Source organism: Rhizobium sp. PEPV16, assembly GCF_008919455.1.
Classification (GTDB): domain Bacteria; phylum Pseudomonadota; class Alphaproteobacteria; order Rhizobiales; family Rhizobiaceae; genus Rhizobium; species Rhizobium leguminosarum_Q.
This window is the reverse complement of record NZ_VSZV01000344.1, coordinates 59,146-77,892: the sequence shown is the minus strand read 5'-3', so window position 1 is coordinate 77,892 and position 18,747 is coordinate 59,146. Positions and strand designations below refer to the sequence as shown.

Genomic DNA, 18,747 nt, shown 5'->3' with positions numbered 1-18,747 from the left:
TGTCATACCAGTCGCTGGAGAGCGCCTCGGCGCGGTTGTCATAGCCATCGTCGGAGCCGGCATCCTCGGGCTGATGAGCATACTCTCCATCTTCGGCATCGCCACGTTCGCCGCCCGCCTCGCCGTCATTCGACGGAAATTCGAGCAGCGGATTCTTCTCCACTTCCAGGGCGATGAACTGGTTGAGTTCGAAATGAGTCATCTGCAGCAACTGGATGGATTGCATCAGTTGCGGTGTCATCACCAGGGACTGGGTCTGGCGCAGGAAAAGATTGGCGGACAGTGCCATGACGGACGCGAAACTCCCCTCGATTCCTCCGGGAAACCGCGTCCGATCAAGGCTTCAGGCCACGGAAATCCAAGTTGGCCCAAAAATTGCTTTTTTATTGTATTTGGTCAAGCGGAACTATGACGGCACGGTGAATTTCTGCCAATCCGGCCTAAAATCATCCGGATCCGGCATCAGAGGCTGAAATTGTCGCCGAGGTAGAGCCGGCGCACTTCCGGATTGTTGACGATGTCGTTCGCCCGGCCATGGGTCAGCACCTCACCGGCATGAATGATGTAGGCGCGGTCGATAAGGCCCAGCGTCTCGCGCACATTGTGGTCGGTGATGAGGACGCCGATGCCGCGTGCCGTCAGGTGGTGAACGAGATTCTGGATGTCGGCGACCGAGATCGGGTCGACGCCGGCAAAGGGCTCGTCGAGCAGCATAAAGGTCGGGTCGGTCGCAAGCGCACGCGCGATTTCGAGGCGGCGGCGCTCGCCGCCGGACAGGGCGACGGCGGCACTTTTGCGCAGCTTCTGGATATGGAATTCTTCCAGCAGCTCGTTCAGCTTCTGCTCGCGCTCGGCCTCGTCCTTCACATGCACTTCGAGGACGGCGCGGATATTCTCCTCCACCGTCAGGCCGCGGAAGATCGAGGCTTCCTGCGGCAGATAACCGACGCCGAGACGCGAGCGGCGGTACATCGGCATGGTCGTGACATCGTTGCCGTCGATCTCGATCGTGCCTTCATCGACGGGCACCAGGCCGGTGATCATGTAAAAACAGGTGGTCTTGCCGGCGCCGTTCGGGCCGAGCAGGCCGACGGCCTCGCCACGGCGCACCACCAGCGAGACGCCGTTGACGACGCGCCGCGTCGCATAGGTCTTCGTCAGACCTCGTGCGATCAGCGTTCCCTGATAGCGGCTCTTGTCGGCGGCACCCGCAGCTTGTGGCCCGGGCTTGCCGAACATGGTGGATAGCGATGATAATTTCACGTGGGAGGCCGGCTTCTCAGTTCTGCTTCTGCTGCTGCGCATTCGGCTGCGATTTCGGATCGAGCTGAATCTGGACACGCCCGCCGCAGCTTTCAAGCTGCGCCTGACCGGTCTGCATGTGAACCGTCAGTTTGCAGCCGGTAAAGACGTTCGGCCCGTCCGACAGAATAACTTTATTCCCCTCATCCGCCGTGAGGATGAATGTCTGCGAGGCCATGTCGAAATTGCCGTCATCGGCGGTCGCCGTCTGCGTGCCCGAGCTCAAAAAGACCTTGTCCGTCACCAGGATCTTGTCGATATCAGCACTTCCCGATGCAAGCGAGGCCGACTGCTCCGGCTGCGCTGCCGGCTGCGCGCCGTCAGCAGCCGGCTTTGCCGCCTTGTCCTTGTAATAGACGGTCATCTTGCCGGACTGCATCGTCGTCGTGCCCTGGACGACCTTGACGTTTCCGGTGAAGAGCGCGGTGTGTTCCTGGTCGTGGATCTCCAGCTTGTCGCTTTCGATCTGGATCGGCTGGTCGTTGGACAGCTTCATGCCCGGCATCGTGGCCGTCGCCTGCGCGCCGGCGCCCGTGGCCGTCAGAATAAGGGCAAATGCGCCGGCAATGAATGCCATGCCTGTCTTGCAAGTGGAAATGCGACAATCTTTTGTCATGGATGACCCGGCTGGTTAAGTGCCCTGTTTATGGATGGTGGATGGATCGACATTCATGCGAACATTCCCCTCGAATGTGATCACCCGCCCCTTATCCGTTATCTGAAGCGTCTTCGCAACAATGGAGGCATTGTCCTTGGTGATGGTGACGGGGTCGTCGCTCCGCATGTTTCCGCCCTTGATGTCGAGCTGCGCGGACTGGAAATTCGCATTGAGGCCGCTGCTCAGCACCAGGGTGAAGGGGGCCGTCATATGCAGATTGTCGGTGGCGCGGTTGTAATCGGCGGTCGAGGCGACGACGCGGGCGATCAGGCCGTCATTCATCGGCACGGCGGCCTTGATGGTTTCGAGGGTGATGAGATCAGGATTGCGGATATCCTGCAGCGCCCTTTCGGCCAGCATCGAATAATTGATGCCGTCGGAATTGCGGCCTGATATCGCCGGCTTTTCCATCACGACCTTGCCGTTCTCGATCTTGGCGCCTTCCATCTTGATGTTCTCGGGCAGATAGATGCTGACCAACGCCACCGCGGTGAGGCTCGCCGCGATGATGAGGGCCGCCACAGGCAGCAAAATCTTCAGCCGCCGCACGCGAGCGGAATGGAACAACGCATCGCCATAAGCGCTCCTGCCGGACCCTGAATAGGCGGCATGTCCGTTGTTCTTCAGGGTATCGAGCATAGGCCTCGTCCATGTGCGGTGATCGCCGCGCTTCGATAACAAAGCCGGCCGCCAATCACAGTTCGTTTCGCATTATTACATTGGCTTGCCAATATGGAATTTTTTCTGCAACAAGCAACAAAATGGAAAAACATTGAAAAGTGGCATTCGTACGGGCCGCTGCCACCCTATTTCACCGGATCGATCGGCGGCAAGCCGAAGCCGGTGCCAGCGCTGGAGGTTTCTATGGACAGTTCGATGATCGCCGATCGCCGGCGGCTGCGCCGCAAGCTCGGCTTCTGGCGCCTCGTCGCGGTGGCCCTCATCGTGGCACTTGGTTTCGCCTTCTACCGCTTTGCTCTCGGCGATGCCGGGACGCAGCGCCCGCACATCGCCCATGTGACGATATCCGGGCTGATCGTCGACGACGACGAGCTTCTCGAGCGGCTGAAGAAGGTCGAGACCAGCGACCAGGTGAAGGCAGCGGTGATTTCGATCTCCTCGCCCGGCGGCACGACCTATGGCGGCGAAAAAGTCTTCAAGGCGATCCGTGCGATATCGGCCAAGAAGCCTGTCGTCTCCGACGTGCGCACGCTCGCCGCCTCCGCCGGCTACATGATCGCCACCGCCGGCGATACGATCATTGCCGGTGATAGCTCGATCACCGGTTCGATCGGCGTCATCTTCCAGTATCCGCAGATCCAGCCGCTGCTCGACAAAATCGGCGTCTCGCTGCAGGAGATCAAGTCCTCGCCGCTGAAGGCCGAGCCCTCGCCCTTCCACGAGGCGAGCGAGGAAGCCAAGGCGATGATCCGCAACATGGTGGTCGACAGCTATAACTGGTTCGTCGACCTGGTAGCCGACCGGCGCAAACTGCCGCGCGACGAGGTGCTGAAACTGGCCGACGGCACGATCTATACCGGGCGCCAGGCGCTGAAGGCGAAACTCGTCGATACAATCGGCGGCGAGGCTGAGATCCGCGCCTATCTGACGTCACGCGGCGTCGACAGCGATCTGCCGATGGTAGACTGGGACAAGAAGAGCAATACGCCCTTTCTGCTCGCTGGGGCTGTTTCGCGGTTGATTACGATCTTCGGTTATGGTGATCTCATGAAAACCCAGGATATCAATGGAATCCTGCCCCCAAAGTTGCTTCTTGACGGGCTGCTTTCAGTTTGGCAGGTTGGCCACGATTGATAAGAAATCAATAATTTAAGGGGGCGAAAGTGATCAAGTCTGAATTGGTGCAGATTGTTGCGGCACGCAACCCGCATCTCTATCATCGCGACGTCGAGAATATCGTCAACGCGGTTCTCGACGAGATCACGGATGCACTGGCTGCGGGTAACCGAGTCGAATTGCGCGGCTTTGGCGCCTTTTCGGTCAAGAACCGCCCTTCGCGCTCCGGCCGCAACCCGCGGACCGGCGATACCGTCTTCGTCGAGGAGAAGTGGGTTCCCTTCTTCAAGACCGGCAAGGAGCTGCGCGAGCGGCTTAATCCCGGCCAGGCCGACGAAGAGGATTGAGCCGTCGCTGCCTGCGGCGAAACCGCACTTGAACTCGAGTGCCGTTTTCCTATTCTGGTAATGCATCGTGCTTCGCGTGTCCTACAAGGACACATAGCGCTGCAAGCATGAAACGCGCCCCTCAAAAAGACCGGCGCAATCTGCCGCGTGGAGACCTCAAATGGCCAAGAAGATCGTCAACCTGTTGATTTTGATGCCGCTCGGCGTCATCCTCATCGTCTTCTGCGTCGCCAACCGGCAGAGCGTCACGCTCGCCTTCAATCCGTTCCGGCCGGAAGACCAGGTGCTTGCAGTTTCCGCGCCCTTCTTCGTCTTCCTGGTCGTCGCGCTGATCACGGGCATGCTGATCGGGGCGGCCGCCACCTGGTTCAGCCAGGGCAAACACCGCAAGCGCGCCCGCACCGAGGCCAAGGAAGCCATCCGCTGGCATAGCGAGGCCGACCGCCACAAGAACCGCGCCGAGGAAATCGCCGGGCAGCTGCCGGCGCGGTAAAACTGGTATTCGATAGGCTCGGGTTCGGCGGCCGGCTTTCGGCGGCCGTCAAACCGGAAAAAAGCTCAGTTCCTCATAGTCGCCCTCCGGCGAGGCGCCGTTGCCGGTCACGCGGAAACCGTGAGCGAGGTAGAACGCCTTTGCCCGCCGGTTCTTCACCAGGCACTTTAGCCGATACCGGTGCTGCGGCCATTCCGGCAGGGCTTGCAGCAGCGCCGTGCCTGCACCCTGACCCTGGAATTCCAGTTTTAGGTAGAGCATGTGGATGAAATCGTCCTCCGGCCAAAGCGACAGGAAGCCGGCGACGCTGCCGCTTTCATGCGCGCAGACGAAGACCGTTTCGCCATTGGTATGGGCGGCGAAATCCTCGCGATGGAATTTGCCCGGATCGACCCAGACGAATGTTTCGCGGCGCACGGAAAGGTAAATCTCCGCAAGCACGTCCTGGTCTTCCGCCCGCGGCGGCCTGATGGTCCACATTATGGTGCCGATTTAAACAAACCCTCCGCCCGCGCCAAGCCTAATCGGCCGCCATCTTCGCGACGACGGCGGCATTGAAATCCGAAAAGAACCCTTCGGCGAGCTTCTGCGAGGCCGAATCGAGCAGGCGGGCGCCGAGCTGGGCGAGCCCGCCGCCGAGTTCGGCCTTCGACCGGTAGTGCAGGATCGTCTCGGCGCCCCTTTCCTCAAGCACGATATCGGCGCTGCCCCTGGCGAAGCCGGCAAGACCGCCCTTGCCTTCGGCCGATAGCGTATAGCTCTTCGGCGCATCGACATTGGAAAGCGTCAGCAGCCCGTGGAAGGTGGCAGACAGCAGGCTGAACTTGACCTTGATCGTCGCCTCGAAAGCGCTCGGCGACAGCCGCTCGATGCTCTGGCAGCCCGGAATGCAGCCACGCATGATCTCGGGATCGTTGAGCGCTGCCCAGACGACGTCCCGCGGCGCGGCGATGCGTTCTTCGCCGGTGAAATCCATTCGATGGCCCCATCTTCGATTCGCTCATCTTATCCCAGCGGGAAAGCGCTTTGCCAAGGCGGCACGGAATGTTATCTGCCGGGTTGCGATCTGACACGCACCTGACACACAAGGACGGGCCGATGAACGACGAACTGAAGCCCTGGAGCGTGACGGCAAGCCGCATCACCTATGAGGATCGCTGGATCCGTGTCCGGAGCGACGATTGCATCACGGCCGATGGAATCGTCGTCGCGCCCTTCCATGTGCTCGATTATCCCGACTGGATCAACGTCATCCCTGTGATGCCCGACGGACGCGTGCTGCTGACGCGGGAATATCGACATGGCCGCGGCGAAATCGTGCTCGGTCTGGTCGCCGGCAGCCTCGAACCCGGCGACAGCAAGACCGGCGATGCGGCGATGGCGGCGGCCGAGCGCGAACTCCGGGAGGAGACCGGCTATCAAGCCTCGACCTTCGTCAAGCTTCTCACCTCCTATCCGAATGCCGCCAGCCACAGCAATATGGTGACGAGCTGGCTGGCGCTTGGTCTCAGCCGGGCCGGCGAACCGTCTTTCGACCCGGGCGAGAAGGTCGAGCTGCTGTTTGCGGATCTTGCTGCCATCCTCGCCGAGTTGCAGTCCGGCGCGGTCATCATGCAGTCTATGCATGTCGCAGCCCTCTATGCGGCGGAAAGCTGGCTTCGCACAGAGGCCTCCGAGAGCTTGAAATAGGCGCCGCGCCGAGAAAACCCTGTCCGCTTGCCCGGGCTGGCCGGCAGCGCAGTTGATCCGCCCCGCTTTTCTGGGCTACTGCATATTCAAAGTGCCGCAGCGCGCTTTGCGCGTTTCAAAAGACGCGCGGGGCCTGCAGCCGACGCAAAGCCGATAAGACACCCCGACAGAGACGCGGAAGAGCACGTTGAAACAGAGAGAAGGCCGGCCGGGCCAGAAGAAAACATCAGGTCCATCCGGTGAAAGCCGCAGGGACGATCGGGCAGGCCGGCCGCCGAAGCCGGTCGCGCGGCCTGCGGCAAGCCGTGAGGCGGTGCGCGAGGCTGCTGTGCCTGCTGCTGTCGTGCGTCCCCTGATGACACGTAGCGGCGAGCGTCCGACCGAGCGCGTGCCGGTCATCCTCGAATCGCTCGGGGCAGGCGACTTCCATCTGATCGACAGCGGCAACGGCGAAAAGCTCGAGCAATACGGCCCCTATCGCATCATCCGTCCGGAAGCCCAGGCGCTGTGGCGGCCTTCTCTGGCGCCCCAGGTCTGGGAAAAGGTCGATGCCGCCTTCACCGGCGACACCGACGAGGAAGGCACCGGCCGCTGGCGCTTCCCGAAGGCGGCGCTCGGCGAGACCTGGCCGCTCAACCTGCTCGGCGTCGATTTCCTCGGCCGCTTCACCTCCTTCCGCCATGTCGGCGTCTTCCCCGAACAGATCGTCCACTGGAGCTGGATGAAGGATGAGGTCGAAAAGGCCGGCCGGCCGCTGAAAGTGCTAAACCTCTTCGGTTATACCGGCGTCGCCTCGCTGGTTGCCGCCGCAGCCGGCGCCGAGGTCACCCATGTCGACGCCTCGAAGAAGGCGATCGGCTGGGCGCGGGAAAACCAGGCGCTCGGGCGCATGGAGAAGCTGCCGATCCGCTGGATCTGCGAGGATGCGATGAAATTCATCCTGCGCGAGGAACGCCGCGGCAGCCAGTACGATATCATCCTCACCGATCCGCCGAAATTCGGCCGTGGCCCCAATGGCGAAGTCTGGCATCTCTTCGAGCATCTGCCGTTGATGCTCGATGTCTGCCGCGAGATCCTGTCGCCGAAGGCGGTGGGCCTAGTGCTGACGGCCTATTCGATCCGCGCCAGCTTCTATTCGATCCACGAGCTGATGCGCGAGACGATGCGGGGCGCCGGCGGCGTGGTCGAATCCGGCGAGCTGGTGATTCGCGAAGCCGGTACCGACGGCAGGACGCCGGGCCGCGCGCTTTCCACCTCCCTCTTTTCCCGCTGGGTGCCGAAATGAGCAAGGACTTTCATGACCAGGGGCCGCGCAGGGTCGGACAGGTGAAGGAAGTCACTTCGCTCGCCAATCCGATCATCAAGGATATCAAGGCGCTGACCAACAAGAAATCGCGCGAGGAAAGCGGTACTTTCCTGGCCGAAGGACTGAAGCTCGTCATCGATGCGATCGAACTCGGCTGGGCGATCCGCACGCTGGTCTATGCCAAGGGCGCCAAGGGCAAGCCGCTGGTCGAGCAGATGGCGGCAAAGACCGTCGCCTCGGGCGGGCTGGTGCTCGAGGTCAGCGAAAAGGTGATCGCCTCGATCACCCGCCGCGACAATCCGCAGATGGTCGTCGGCATCTTTGAACAGCGCTGGACACCGCTGAAGGGTATCCGGCTGAGCGAGGGCGAGACATGGGTGGCGCTCGATCGGGTACGCGACCCCGGCAATCTCGGCACCATCATCCGCACGGCCGATGCGGCAGGCGCTTCCGGCATCATACTTCTCGGAGAAACGACCGATCCCTTCTCGCTCGAAACGGTGCGGGCAACCATGGGCTCGGTCTTTGCCGTTCCGGTCGCGCGGGCGACGCCTGAGGAATTCATCGCCTGGCGGAAATCGGCCGGCGTCTCCGTCGTCGCGACACATCTTGCCGGCGCGGTCGATTACCGGACGATCGACTACCGGAAAAAGCCCGTCGTGCTGTTGATGGGCAACGAACAATCCGGCCTGCCCGAGCAGTTGGCCAGGGAGGCCGACGCGCTTGCCCGCATTCCGCAGCAGGGCCGCGCCGATTCACTCAACCTCGCCGTCGCCACCGCCGTCATGCTTTTCGAGGCACGCCGCCATCTCCTCTCACTTGCCGAGGGCAAATGACCGAACAGACGCATGCACGCCCGGCGCTGTTTTCGCGCCCGGCACCGATCCTCTTCTTCATCGTCGTCGCCGTTCTGATCGACCAGGCCGTCAAGATCGCCGTTGATCATTACCTGCCGCTGCAGGAGGCGGTGCCCGTTATTCCCATGCTGGCGCTCTACCGGACCTACAATCTCGGCGTCGCCTTTTCGATGCTATCAGGCATGGACGGCTGGTTCATCGTCGGCATGCGGCTCATTATCGTCGCCTTCGTCATCTGGCTATGGTACCGCACGGCAAAGGATCGCTGGATCGCTCATCTCGGTTATGCGCTGATCATCGCAGGCGCGATCGGCAATCTCGTTGACCGCTTCGCCTATGGGCATGTGATCGATTACATTCTTTTCTACACCGAGAGCTGGTCATTCGCGGTCTTCAATCTCGCCGACAGTTTCATCACCATCGGCGCCGGCTGCGTCATTCTCGACGAACTGCTGCTGCCGAAAAAGGCCGGCCGCTAAAATCTTATCGAAATCCTGAAGGCATTCGGAACGGGCCTCATGTTAGCAAGATAGCATGCAGAACCTGGGACAGTTGCAGGAAAGATTGTCCGCCGCCTTCGGTGGACCCGCCGCCAAGCCGCATGAGAAGCGGATGGAGGTCCTTTCCCCGCGGCCGAACGCAGCGGCAACCCGGGGCGCCGATGACCGCCAGGGCGGGCCTGCACCGACACGGCGCCTGCTGTTCTATTGGCTTGGCGGCGCCGGCCTTCTTGCCGCAACGATCCTGATGCTGCTTGCCCACGCCGGCGACCCGCTGCTGCTTTCGGGTGGTCTCGTCATCCTTGGCCTGGCCGTCATCGCCAGCTATGCCCTGTTGATGATTCGCTCGCGCAGGGCCGGGCAGCGCCCCGGTCAACCCATGCCGGATTGGGACGCCGGCGTAAAGCTGTTCGCCGACGTGCACGACGTGCTCGGCGACATCACGGTCAGCCGCACCATGGACCGGCGCATCATCTCCGCCAACGATACTTTTCGCCGCCTGACCGGGCGGCTGCGTCCGGAAGGACGCACCTGCGAGGAGATCGGGATTGCCTTCCGCCCCGGCCCGGTACCGCATTGCTACGACGTCGAGATTTCGACGCCGGAGGGCCAGCGCATCTTCCTCTGGCGCGATGTCGTCACCCGCGACCCGGCAAACGGCCGCCTGCTGCTGCAGAGCGTTGCCCGCGACGTGACCGACGAGCGGCTGATCGCACAGGGCCGCGAGGAGGCTCGCCAGAAGGCCGAGTATAACAGCGCCGCCAAATCGAGGCTGCTTGCCACCGTCAGCCACGAGGTGCGCACGCCGCTTTCCGGCATCCTCGGCATGACGCATCTGATCGCCGAGACGCGGCTGACGCAGGAGCAGCAGAACTATCTCGCAAACATCCGCCAGTCCGGCCACGCCTTGACGCAGCTCGTCGAGGATCTGCTCGACTTCTCCACCATCGAAGTCGGCCGCTTCGCGCTGCACCCGCGTTCGGAATCGCTGCGCAAACTGCTGGAAAGCGTCGTCGAGATGCTCGCCCACCGGGCGCATGAAAAGGGGATCGAGATCGGCGCCACCGTGTCATCCGACGTGCCCGAAAATATGAGCTTCGACCCGGCGCGGCTGCGCCAGGTCCTCTTCAACGTCATCGGCAATGCCGTGAAGTTCACCCAGGTCGGCGGCGTCTTCATCCGCGTGTCGCTCGACGCCGGCGACTTGCTGATCACCGTCACCGATAGCGGTCCCGGCATGACGGCGGAGGAGCAGGCGCGCGTCTTCGGCGAGTTCGAGCAGGGCGGGAGCGTTGCCGACAAGAGCAGCGGGACCGGGCTCGGCCTTGCCATCTCCGCCCGCATCATGCGCGAATTCAACGGCGCGCTGACGGTTGCCAGCGAAATGGGCAGAGGCAGCGAATTCACCATCCGCTTCCCTGTCGATATCGGCAGCGAGCGCCCCGACCGGCGAAACACGCTGCTTGCCGGCAACAGTGTCGTACTGCTGGCGCCGGCAGGTGCGGCGCGCGCTGCCATCGCCGAAACGATCACTGCGCTCGGCGGCCTCTGCCATCTCGTCGGCGACGGCGAGACGGCGCGGGCAACGCTGCTCGAACTGGCGAGGGGCGGACGGCGGCCAACCGACATCATCATCGACCATCGCATGTCGGCGGAATTTTCCGCTCATCTTGCCGATCGCGCCGAAATCGCCGCACTTGGCCTGCGCAAGGTCCTGCTCGTCAATCCGGAAGAGCGCAGCGCCCATCCGCTCGACCTCTTCGATGCCTGGCTGATCCGGCCGCTGCGCGAACAGTCGCTGATCGACGTGCTGCGCGGGCGCATGCGCGGCATGGAGAAGCGCGATGCGCTGAACGACAACCAGCCGGGTTTCGGGCTTTCGGTGGCGGAGACGCTGGTTGCCGCCAGCGGGCTCAGCATCCTGCTCGGCGAAGACGATCCGATCAATGCCATGCTGGTGCGTGTCGTTCTAGAAAAGGGCGGGCACAAGGTGCGCCATGTCGAAGATTTCGAGACACTGCTCGACTGCGCGCTCTGCGAGGCCAATGCCCGGCCCGATATCATCATCAGCGATCTCTCGATGCCAGGCGGCAACGGTATCGACATGCTGGGACGCCTGCGCGGCCACGAGCGGCGGCTCGATCTCGCGCCGGTGCCGGTGATCGTACTGACCGCCGACAAGAGCGACGAATCACGCCGCCAAGTCTTGCTCAACGGCGCCAATCGCGTCATGATAAAGCCGGTCGATCCGGTGCGGCTGCTGACCGAAGTTCAGGCGGTTGCCGCCCTTTCCGCCCGCCGGGCAGAGGCGCGGTGAGCGCCTCAGAAACCGGCACGCTTCTTGCGCTTGGAAATTCAAAATGTCACTTTCCTGTCGTAGAGAAGTGTTTTATGGCGTCGATAAGCCGGTAACGGGAGAATCGTCATGTCCGCCATCGACATCCTGAATCGTGACACCACCGCGGAGGCTGCACGGCCCTCGACGGCTGCTGTGCAGAAGGACGGCGATATCCTCGGCCGCATCGGCAATCTGGAGACCCGCCTTGCCCGCACGGCACGCGAGATCGATGCCGCCCAGGCCGTGCGTTACCGCGTCTTCGTCGACGAAATGAAGGCGCAGCTGCCGCTGGACGCCATGCGCCGCCAGCGCGATGTCGATGCCTATGACGCTGTCTGCGATCATCTTCTCGTGCTCGACCGCTCGATCGAGGGCGACCCGGAAGACCAGATCGTCGGCACCTACCGTCTGCTGCGTCAGGATGTCGCCATCGCCAATGGCGGTTTTTACTCGGCTTCCGAATTCGAAATCGAAGGCCTCATCGCCAAACATCCGGACAAGCGCTTCATGGAGCTCGGCCGCTCCTGCGTGCTGCCGGAATACCGCACCAAGCGCACCGTCGAGCTCCTGTGGCAGGGCAACTGGGCCTACGCGCTGAAGCACGGCGTCAGCGCCATGTTCGGCTGCGCCTCTTTCCCCGGCGTCTATCTCGAAAGCCACGCGCTGGCGCTGTCCTTCCTCTACCACAATGTGCTGGCGAAAAACGAATGGGCCGTCGGCGCCCTGCCGCATCTGGCCCGCAACATGGACCTGATGCCGGTCGAGGCCATCAACCCGAAGCGGGCACTGATGGCCCTGCCGCCGCTGATCAAGGGCTATCTGCGCCTCGGTGCGATGGTCGGCTCCCACGCGGTCGTCGATCATGCCTTCAACACGACCGACGTGCTGATCGTGCTGCCGATCTCCAGCATTTCGGACCGTTATCTGAATTATTACGGCGCCGACGCCGGCCGCTTCGCGAGCTGAACACCGGGGATCGTCAGCCAAAGGCTTGACGATCTCTGGGCATCCCTTCATTCTGACATCGCGTTTTCCGTGGGGCGCATCGGCATCGTGCCGGCTGGGCTATGCCCGCCCATAATCTTCAACCATGCGCCATGCCTAATTTCGAAAACCTCCGCAAGCGAGCCAAGCTCTATAAACGCTGGCATCAGGACAGATATTATCCGGTCGCCGCTCAAATCCGGCAATGGCTTCCCCGATACTCCAGCCTGAACGACCTTGAGATCCTCAAGCTGGATTTCAAGCTCGCCGAGGCGCAGGAACTGGTGGCGGCGAAGGAAGGTTTCGAAAGCTGGACGGCGCTGAAACAAGGACTGGCAAATATGGAAACGCCCCTCCAGACAAGACCCGAAAAGCCGACTTTCATCGATGCGCAGCCGCAGCTCTTCGTCCGCGATATCGCCACTTCCTGCGATTTCTACACCGGCAAGCTCGGCTTCGAACTCGCCTTCATGTATGGCGAGCCGCCGTTTTACGCGCAGGTTTTCCGGGGCGCGGCGCGGCTCAATTTCCGATCCTCCGACGTGCCTTTGTTCTATTCGGATTTCCGGCTTCGGGAAGAGGATGCGCTGTCGGCGAGCATCACGCTCGACGACGCTAGGGCACTGTTCCTGGAATACACGGCATTGGACGTCCCTTTTCATCAGAGCCTCAGGGCCGAACCATGGGGCGCCCAGACCTTCATCATCCGCGATCCCGACGGTAATCTCATCGCCTTTGCAAGCTGACCGCCAGCGGGACGCAGGCTATGCAATGGGATGCGTTCCCATCGGGACAGCTAAGCCTGTCACCGAAACAGCCGGATCGGACCGGGATAGAGCGCGACCGTCTCATCGCTCGTCAGCAGCTGGATGCCTTCGACGATCAGCAGTTTAGCGTAAACTCGCCGCCTGTGTGAAGCCGGGTAAGGATAGTCCCACAAAAAGTTGTGCCCGGCCAACGCGCGGTCGGCCGGCACAGAATGCCGTCTCATCTTCAGGACGTGTTTACGACACCCCGTAGGCGGCGATCGCCGCCATGTTGACGATGTCGCTGTCCTTGGCGCCCATCGAGGTGATCTGCACCGGCTTGTCGAGACCGACGAGGATCGGGCCGATCACCGTGGAACCCCCGAGCTCCTGCAGCATCTTGGTCGAGATCGAGGCCGAGTGGAAAGCCGGCATGACGAGCACGTTGGCGGGGCCGGAAAGGCGGCAGAAGGGATATTGCTCCATCACCTTGCGGTTCAGAGCGACGTCGGCAGCCATCTCGCCGTCATATTCGAAATCGACACGGCGCTTGTCGAGGATCTTGACCGCCTCACGCACCCGCTCGGAACGTTCGCCCGAGGGATGGCCGAAGGTGGAATAGGCCAGCATGGCGACACGCGGCGGATAACCCATGCGCCGCGCGAGACCGGCCGCCTCTTCGGCGATATCGGCAAGCTCCTCGGCCGTCGGCATGTCGTGCACCGCCGTATCGGCAACGAAGACCGTGCGACCGCGGCAGAGCGCCAGCGACACGCCGATGACACGGTGGCCGGGCTTCTCGTCGATGCAGCGGCGCACATCCTCGAGTGCCGTCGAATAGTTGCGGGTGATGCCCGTCACCATGCCGTCGGCATCGCCAAGCGCCACCATGGTGGCGGCGAAGTGGTTGCGGTCGTTGTGGATCAGCCGCTGGGCGTCGCGGTGGAGATAACCGTGCCGCTGCAGCCGGGCATAGAGATAGTCGATATAGGCCTCGACCCGGGTCGAAAGCCGGGCATTGACGATTTCGAGGCCCGGCCGGTTGAGATCGATGCCGGCGCGTTCTGCCGTCGCCCGGATCAGGTCCTCGCGGCCGAGCAGGATGGCGGTGCCGAGCTGCTGGTTGGCGTAGGACATCGCCGCACGCAGGACCTGTTCTTCCTCGGCCTCGGCAAAGACGATGCGCTTCGGACGGCGGCGGACGCGCTCGTAAAGGCTGGCGAGCGTCGAGGCGATCGGATCGCGGCGCGCCGAAAGCTCGCGGGCATAACCGGCCATGTCGGTGATGACCTTGCGGGCGACGCCGCTTTCGATCGCGGCTTGCGCGACCGCCACCGGGATCGCCGAGATCAGGCGCGGATCGAAGGGAACGGGGATGATGTATTGCGAGCCGAAACGCGGCCGGTTGCCCTGATAGGCGGCAACCACGTCATCGGGCACGTCCTCGCGGGCAAGGTTTGCCAGCGCGTTGACGGCGGCAATCTTCATCGCGTCGTTGATTGTGGAGGCGCGCACATCGAGAGCGCCGCGGAAGATATAGGGAAAGCCGAGGACATTGTTGACCTGGTTCGGATAGTCCGAACGGCCGGTCGCCATGATGGCGTCGTCGCGGATGCGGGCCACCTCTTCCGGGGTGATCTCGGGATCGGGATTGGCCATGGCGAAGATGATCGGCCGCTCCGCCATCGAGCGGATCATCTTGGCCGAAAACGCGCCCTGCTGCGACAGGCCGAAGACGACGTCGGCACCCTTCATCGCCTCTTCCAGCGTGCGCGTGTCGGTCTTTGCCGCATGCGCCGATTTCCACTGGTTCATGCCCTCGGTGCGGCCCTGATAGATGACGCCCTTGGTATCGCAGAGGATGACGTTCTCAGGCGCAAAACCCATCGCCTTGATGAGTTCGACGCAGGCGATCGCCGCAGCACCGGCACCGTTGCAGACGAGCTTCGTCGTCTTCAGGTCGCGACCGGTCAGCTCCAGCGCGTTGATCAGGCCGGCGGCGGCGATGATCGCCGTTCCATGCTGGTCGTCATGGAAGACCGGGATGTCCATCAGCTCGCGCAGCCGGCTTTCGATGACGAAACAATCCGGCGCCTTGATATCCTCGAGGTTGATGCCGCCGAAGGAAGGACCGAGGAAGCGCACGCAGTTGATGAACTCGTCGACATTTTCCGTATCGATCTCGAGGTCGATGGAATCGACATCGGCGAAGCGCTTGAACAGCACCGCCTTGCCTTCCATGACCGGTTTGGACGCCAGCGCGCCGAGATTGCCGAGGCCGAGGATCGCCGTGCCGTTGGAAATGACGGCGACCATATTGCCGCGCGCCGTATAATCGTAGGCTGTCTGCGGATCGGCGGCGATCGCCTTGACGGGCACGGCAACACCCGGCGAATAGGCAAGCGAGAGGTCGCGTTGCGTCGCCATCGGCTTGGTCGGGTTGATCTCCAGCTTGCCGGGCCGGCCCATTGCGTGAAAATCGAGCGCCTCCTGGTCGGTAACTGAGGTCACCGGCCGGTCCTTCTTATCGATATCGGGCATAAATCCTCCAACGTCCTGTGGGTGACGCTTTGCTCTTCCTCAAATGCTGTTGTCATCTATAGCGGCGCGCGGATAGGGTTGGCACCTGTTTTTTTGGGAAAAACTGCACCTCCGTGAACGCACGAATAGACACAGGGAATGAAGCCTTTTCGGCGGCCGAGCTCGCCACGGCGGAAAGCCGTGCCTCGGCGACGCCGATGATGGAGCAATATATCGAGATCAAGGCGAACAATCCGGGTTCGCTTCTGTTCTATCGCATGGGCGACTTCTACGAGCTGTTCTTCGAGGATGCGCTGGAAGCCTCGCGCGCGCTCGGCATCACGCTGACGAAGCGCGGCCAGCACATGGGCCAGGATATTCCGATGTGCGGCGTTCCGGTGCAGGCGGCCGACGATTATCTGCAGAAGCTAATTTCACTCGGCTTCCGCGTCGCCGTCTGCGAGCAGATCGAGGATCCCGCGGAAGCGAAAAAACGCGGCGGAAAATCCGTCGTCAAGCGCGACGTCGTGCGCCTCGTCACACCCGGCACGATCACCGAGGAGAAGCTGCTTTCGCCCTCGGAATCCAACTATCTGATGGCGCTGACCCGCATTCGCGCCAGCGGCGAGGCTTTGCTGGCGCTTGCCTGGATCGATATTTCCACAGGCGTCTTCCGGCTTGCCGAGACCGAAGCCTCGCGGCTCCTTGCCGATATCCTGCGCATCGATCCGCGCGAGCTCATCCTGCCCGACACGATGTTTCACGATCCCGAACTCAAGCCGGTCTTCGACGTGCTCGGCCGCATAGCCGTGCCGCAGCCTTCCGTGCTCTTCGACAGCGCCAGCGCGGAAGGCCGGATCGCGCGGTATTTCGGCGTCGCGACGCTCGACGGCTTCGGCACCTTCTCGCGCGCCGAACTTGCGGCCGCAGCGGCAGCCGTCGCCTATGTCGAGAAGACGCAGATCGCCGAGCGGCCACCGCTTGGAAAGCCGGAGCGGGAAAGTGCGGCTTCGACGCTGTTCATCGACCCAGCCACCCGCGCCAATCTCGAACTTGCCCGCACGCTATCCGGCAATCGCAACGGTTCGCTGTTGAAGGCGATCGACCGCACCGTTACCGGCGGCGGCGCCAGGCTTCTTGCCGAGCGGCTGATGTCGCCGCTGACCGACCCTGCTCGCATCAATGCGCGGCTCGATTCGATCGGCTTCCTGATCGACGAGCCCCTGCTTTGCGGCAATCTGCGCGACACGCTGAAACATGTGCCCGACATGCCGCGCGCCCTGTCTCGCCTGGCACTCGACCGCGGCGGCCCGCGCGATCTCTCAGCGATACGCCACGGTCTTGACGCGGCGAGCGGAGTTGCGGCGATGCTCGGCAAGGCGATGCTGCCCGAAGAGCTCGGCCAGGCGCTATCCGAGCTGCAGGCCCTTCCCGCGGCCCTGGAAAAACTGCTTGCCGAAACGCTCGCCGACGAATTGCCGCTGTTGAAGCGCGATGGCGGCTTCCTGCGCGACGGCGCCAGCGCCGAGCTCGACGAAGTCCGGGCACTGCGCGACCAGTCGCGTCGCGTCATCGCCGGCCTGCAACTGCAATATGCCGAGGAGACCGGCATCCGGTCGCTGAAGATCAAGCACAACAACGTCCTCGGCTATTTCATCGAAGTCACCGCCGGCAACGCCTCGCCGATGACGGAGACGGCGGACGCGAAGGCCCGCTTCATCCACCGCCAGACCATGGCGAACGCGATGCGCTTCACCACGACCGAACTTGCCGACCTCGAAAGCCGCATCGCCAATGCCGCCGACCAGGCGCTGACGATCGAGCTCGAAGCCTTCGACAGGATGACGGCGGCCGTCGTTGCCGAAGCCGAGGCGATCAAAGCGGGTGCCCGGGCGCTTGCCGTCATCGACGTCGCCGCAGGCTTGGCGCTTCTCGCCGAGGAGCAGGCCTATTGCCGCCCGCAGGTCGACGGCTCGAAGATGTTTGCCATCGAGGGCGGGCGCCACCCGGTCGTCGAGCAGGCGCTGCGGCGGCAGGCGGGCGGCCCCTTCGTCGCCAATCATTGCGATCTGTCGCCGAGGACCGGCGACCGGGACGGGGCGATCTGGCTGCTGACCGGCCCGAACATGGGCGGCAAGTCGACCTTCCTGCGCCAGAACGCGCTGATATCGATCCTGGCGCAGATGGGCTCCTTCGTGCCGGCGACATCAGCCCATATCGGCATCGTCGACCGGCTTTTCTCGCGTGTCGGCGCCTCAGACGACCTGGCGCGCGGGCGTTCCACTTTCATGGTCGAGATGGTGGAAACGGCTGCGATCCTCAACCAGGCGAGCGACCGTTCGCTCGTCATTCTCGACGAGATCGGCCGCGGCACCGCCACCTTCGACGGTCTTTCGATCGCCTGGGCCGCCGTCGAGCACCTGCATGAGGCCAATCGCTGCCGCGGCCTCTTCGCCACGCATTTCCACGAACTGACCGTGCTTTCGGAAAAGCTTGGCCGGCTATCGAACGCGACGATGCGCGTCAAGGAATGGGACGGCGACGTCATCTTCCTGCACGAGGTCGGGCCGGGTGCGGCGGACCGCTCCTACGGCATCCAGGTCGCCCGCCTTGCCGGGCTTCCGGCCTCGGTCGTGGCGCGGGCCCGCGACGTGCTCACCCGTCTCGAAGATGCCGACCGTAAGAACCCGGCGAGCCAGCTGATCGACGACCTGCCGCTGTTCCAGGTGGCGGTGCGCCGCGAGGAAACGGCTCGCGGACCTTCCAAGGTCGAGGAGGCGCTGAAGGCGATGAGCCTTGACGATATGACGCCGCGCGAAGCCATGGATGCGCTTTACGACCTCAAGAAGAAGCTGAAATAGGAGTAGCGCGCCATGTTCATGGAAAAACTGGTTCGCGAAACCGAGCGCCTCTCGCTCATCTGCTCCATGCTCGATACGATGCGGCGCGCCGATAAGGACCGCAATGCCCGCGGCTGGACGTCGCCGATCGGCATGCTGAAAATCACCCGCTGCTGCGCTGTGATCTCAGAGCTCGGAACCTCGATTGCCAAGGCCGGCTATCGCGAATGCGACAGGCAGGCGCTCGAGGAGATCATGCGCGAGACACGGCAGGTGCTGCATTTGCTGAATGCGCGGGCCGCCGGCTGAAGATCTTCGAGAAAGCCGGCGCCTTGTGTCAAAGCGCCGTCGCCTGTTGCGGCGAACCAAC

Annotated in this window: 18 protein-coding genes and 1 pseudogene; 12 read left to right on the top strand and 7 right to left on the bottom strand. The window is 62.9% G+C overall.

All coding sequences use genetic code 11. From position 1 onward, the window contains the following. The 4 genes and pseudogenes from FY112_RS27850 to lptC all read right to left on the bottom strand — a co-directional run. Positions 1-289, bottom strand: a pseudogene (locus FY112_RS27850) (RNA polymerase sigma-54 factor); the annotation flags it as partial. A 173-nt stretch (positions 290-462) separates the two neighbouring features. Continuing rightward, positions 463-1,239 carry an LPS export ABC transporter ATP-binding protein gene (gene lptB / locus FY112_RS27840; protein WP_151519779.1) on the bottom strand — a complete coding sequence of 259 codons (777 nt, stop codon included), beginning with the start codon at positions 1,237-1,239 and terminating at the stop codon, positions 463-465. A gap of 40 nt (positions 1,240-1,279) precedes the next feature. Further along, entirely contained in the window at positions 1,280-1,918 is a 639-nt protein-coding gene (locus FY112_RS27835) for an LptA/OstA family protein (RefSeq protein ID WP_017958731.1), read from the bottom strand. A 15-nt stretch (positions 1,919-1,933) separates the two neighbouring features. Then, positions 1,934-2,599, bottom strand: coding sequence for an LPS export ABC transporter periplasmic protein LptC (gene lptC / locus FY112_RS27830; protein WP_017958730.1), 666 nt, complete (start codon positions 2,597-2,599; stop codon positions 1,934-1,936). A gap of 225 nt (positions 2,600-2,824) precedes the next feature. Here lptC and sppA point away from each other — a divergent pair, with 225 nt between their 5' ends. From sppA to FY112_RS27815, 3 genes are all read left to right on the top strand, one after another. Next, positions 2,825-3,775, top strand: coding sequence for a signal peptide peptidase SppA (gene sppA / locus FY112_RS27825; RefSeq protein WP_026158480.1), 951 nt, complete (start codon positions 2,825-2,827; stop codon positions 3,773-3,775). 29 nt (positions 3,776-3,804) lie between these two features. Then, positions 3,805-4,104, top strand: a complete 300-nt coding sequence (locus FY112_RS27820; RefSeq protein WP_003544934.1) for an integration host factor subunit beta — start codon at positions 3,805-3,807, stop codon at positions 4,102-4,104. A 160-nt stretch (positions 4,105-4,264) separates the two neighbouring features. Next, positions 4,265-4,597, top strand: a complete 333-nt coding sequence (locus FY112_RS27815; protein ID WP_151519777.1) for a LapA family protein — start codon at positions 4,265-4,267, stop codon at positions 4,595-4,597. A 48-nt stretch (positions 4,598-4,645) separates the two neighbouring features. Here FY112_RS27815 and FY112_RS27810 read toward each other — a convergent pair whose 3' ends face one another. Together FY112_RS27810 and FY112_RS27805 are read right to left on the bottom strand one after the other, a co-directional pair. Continuing rightward, entirely contained in the window at positions 4,646-5,080 is a 435-nt protein-coding gene (locus tag FY112_RS27810; RefSeq protein WP_151519776.1) for a GNAT family N-acetyltransferase, read from the bottom strand. 37 nt (positions 5,081-5,117) lie between these two features. After that, a complete protein-coding gene (locus FY112_RS27805; protein WP_027666153.1) occupies positions 5,118-5,573 on the bottom strand; it encodes a carbon monoxide dehydrogenase subunit G in 456 nt (151 codons plus the stop codon). Positions 5,574-5,641: 68 nt separating this feature from the next. Here FY112_RS27805 and FY112_RS27800 point away from each other — a divergent pair, with 68 nt between their 5' ends. The 7 genes from FY112_RS27800 (at position 5,642) to FY112_RS27770 (ending at position 13,017) form a co-directional block, all read left to right on the top strand. Then, a complete protein-coding gene (locus tag FY112_RS27800) occupies positions 5,642-6,286 on the top strand; it encodes an NUDIX hydrolase (protein ID WP_151519775.1) in 645 nt (214 codons plus the stop codon). A gap of 187 nt (positions 6,287-6,473) precedes the next feature. Beyond that, on the top strand, positions 6,474-7,571 hold the full coding sequence (locus tag FY112_RS27795; RefSeq protein ID WP_151519774.1) for a class I SAM-dependent methyltransferase: 1,098 nt from the start codon (positions 6,474-6,476) through the stop codon (positions 7,569-7,571). Next, positions 7,568-8,428, top strand: coding sequence for an RNA methyltransferase (locus FY112_RS27790; protein WP_077977376.1), 861 nt, complete (start codon positions 7,568-7,570; stop codon positions 8,426-8,428). Before FY112_RS27795 ends, FY112_RS27790 begins: the two co-directional genes overlap by 4 nt. Beyond that, positions 8,425-8,928, top strand: a complete 504-nt coding sequence (lspA, locus tag FY112_RS27785; RefSeq protein ID WP_151519773.1) for a signal peptidase II — start codon at positions 8,425-8,427, stop codon at positions 8,926-8,928. Before FY112_RS27790 ends, lspA begins: the two co-directional genes overlap by 4 nt. A gap of 55 nt (positions 8,929-8,983) precedes the next feature. Beyond that, positions 8,984-11,266, top strand: a complete 2,283-nt coding sequence (locus tag FY112_RS27780; protein WP_151519772.1) for an ATP-binding protein — start codon at positions 8,984-8,986, stop codon at positions 11,264-11,266. A 108-nt stretch (positions 11,267-11,374) separates the two neighbouring features. Continuing rightward, entirely contained in the window at positions 11,375-12,253 is an 879-nt protein-coding gene (locus tag FY112_RS27775; RefSeq protein ID WP_017958720.1) for a GNAT family N-acetyltransferase, read from the top strand. Positions 12,254-12,384: 131 nt separating this feature from the next. Continuing rightward, positions 12,385-13,017, top strand: a complete 633-nt coding sequence (locus FY112_RS27770) for a VOC family protein (protein ID WP_151519771.1) — start codon at positions 12,385-12,387, stop codon at positions 13,015-13,017. A 258-nt stretch (positions 13,018-13,275) separates the two neighbouring features. On the opposite strand, the gene FY112_RS27765 is transcribed toward FY112_RS27770, so the two are convergent. Beyond that, positions 13,276-15,558 carry an NADP-dependent malic enzyme gene (locus tag FY112_RS27765; protein ID WP_151519770.1) on the bottom strand — a complete coding sequence of 761 codons (2,283 nt, stop codon included), beginning with the start codon at positions 15,556-15,558 and terminating at the stop codon, positions 13,276-13,278. A 113-nt stretch (positions 15,559-15,671) separates the two neighbouring features. Between FY112_RS27765 and mutS the strand changes: the two genes are divergently transcribed. Further along, entirely contained in the window at positions 15,672-18,398 is a 2,727-nt protein-coding gene (gene mutS / locus FY112_RS27760; protein ID WP_151519769.1) for a DNA mismatch repair protein MutS, read from the top strand. A 12-nt stretch (positions 18,399-18,410) separates the two neighbouring features. Further along, complete coding sequence (locus FY112_RS27755) at positions 18,411-18,686, top strand: hypothetical protein (RefSeq protein ID WP_003544896.1); 276 nt, start codon at positions 18,411-18,413, stop codon at positions 18,684-18,686. Positions 18,687-18,747 lie beyond the last annotated feature (61 nt).

Excerpts from the sequence above, each read along its gene's own strand:
- sppA (WP_026158480.1), top strand. The coding sequence starts at position 2,825 with ATGGACAGTTCGATGATCGCCGATCGCCGGCGGCTGCGCCGCAAGCTC.
- FY112_RS27755 (WP_003544896.1), top strand. The coding sequence starts at position 18,411 with ATGTTCATGGAAAAACTGGTTCGCGAAACCGAGCGCCTCTCGCTCATC.
- FY112_RS27835 (WP_017958731.1), bottom strand. The coding sequence starts at position 1,918 with ATGACAAAAGATTGTCGCATTTCCACTTGCAAGACAGGCATGGCATTC.
- FY112_RS27790 (WP_077977376.1), top strand. The coding sequence starts at position 7,568 with ATGAGCAAGGACTTTCATGACCAGGGGCCGCGCAGGGTCGGACAGGTG.
- lptC (WP_017958730.1), bottom strand. The coding sequence starts at position 2,599 with ATGCTCGATACCCTGAAGAACAACGGACATGCCGCCTATTCAGGGTCC.
- FY112_RS27780 (WP_151519772.1), top strand. The coding sequence starts at position 8,984 with ATGCAGAACCTGGGACAGTTGCAGGAAAGATTGTCCGCCGCCTTCGGT.
- FY112_RS27815 (WP_151519777.1), top strand. The coding sequence starts at position 4,265 with ATGGCCAAGAAGATCGTCAACCTGTTGATTTTGATGCCGCTCGGCGTC.
- FY112_RS27775 (WP_017958720.1), top strand. The coding sequence starts at position 11,375 with ATGTCCGCCATCGACATCCTGAATCGTGACACCACCGCGGAGGCTGCA.
- lptB (WP_151519779.1), bottom strand. The coding sequence starts at position 1,239 with ATGTTCGGCAAGCCCGGGCCACAAGCTGCGGGTGCCGCCGACAAGAGC.
- FY112_RS27770 (WP_151519771.1), top strand. The coding sequence starts at position 12,385 with ATGCCTAATTTCGAAAACCTCCGCAAGCGAGCCAAGCTCTATAAACGC.
- lspA (WP_151519773.1), top strand. The coding sequence starts at position 8,425 with ATGACCGAACAGACGCATGCACGCCCGGCGCTGTTTTCGCGCCCGGCA.
- FY112_RS27765 (WP_151519770.1), bottom strand. The coding sequence starts at position 15,558 with ATGCCCGATATCGATAAGAAGGACCGGCCGGTGACCTCAGTTACCGAC.
- FY112_RS27805 (WP_027666153.1), bottom strand. The coding sequence starts at position 5,573 with ATGGATTTCACCGGCGAAGAACGCATCGCCGCGCCGCGGGACGTCGTC.
- FY112_RS27800 (WP_151519775.1), top strand. The coding sequence starts at position 5,642 with ATGTTATCTGCCGGGTTGCGATCTGACACGCACCTGACACACAAGGAC.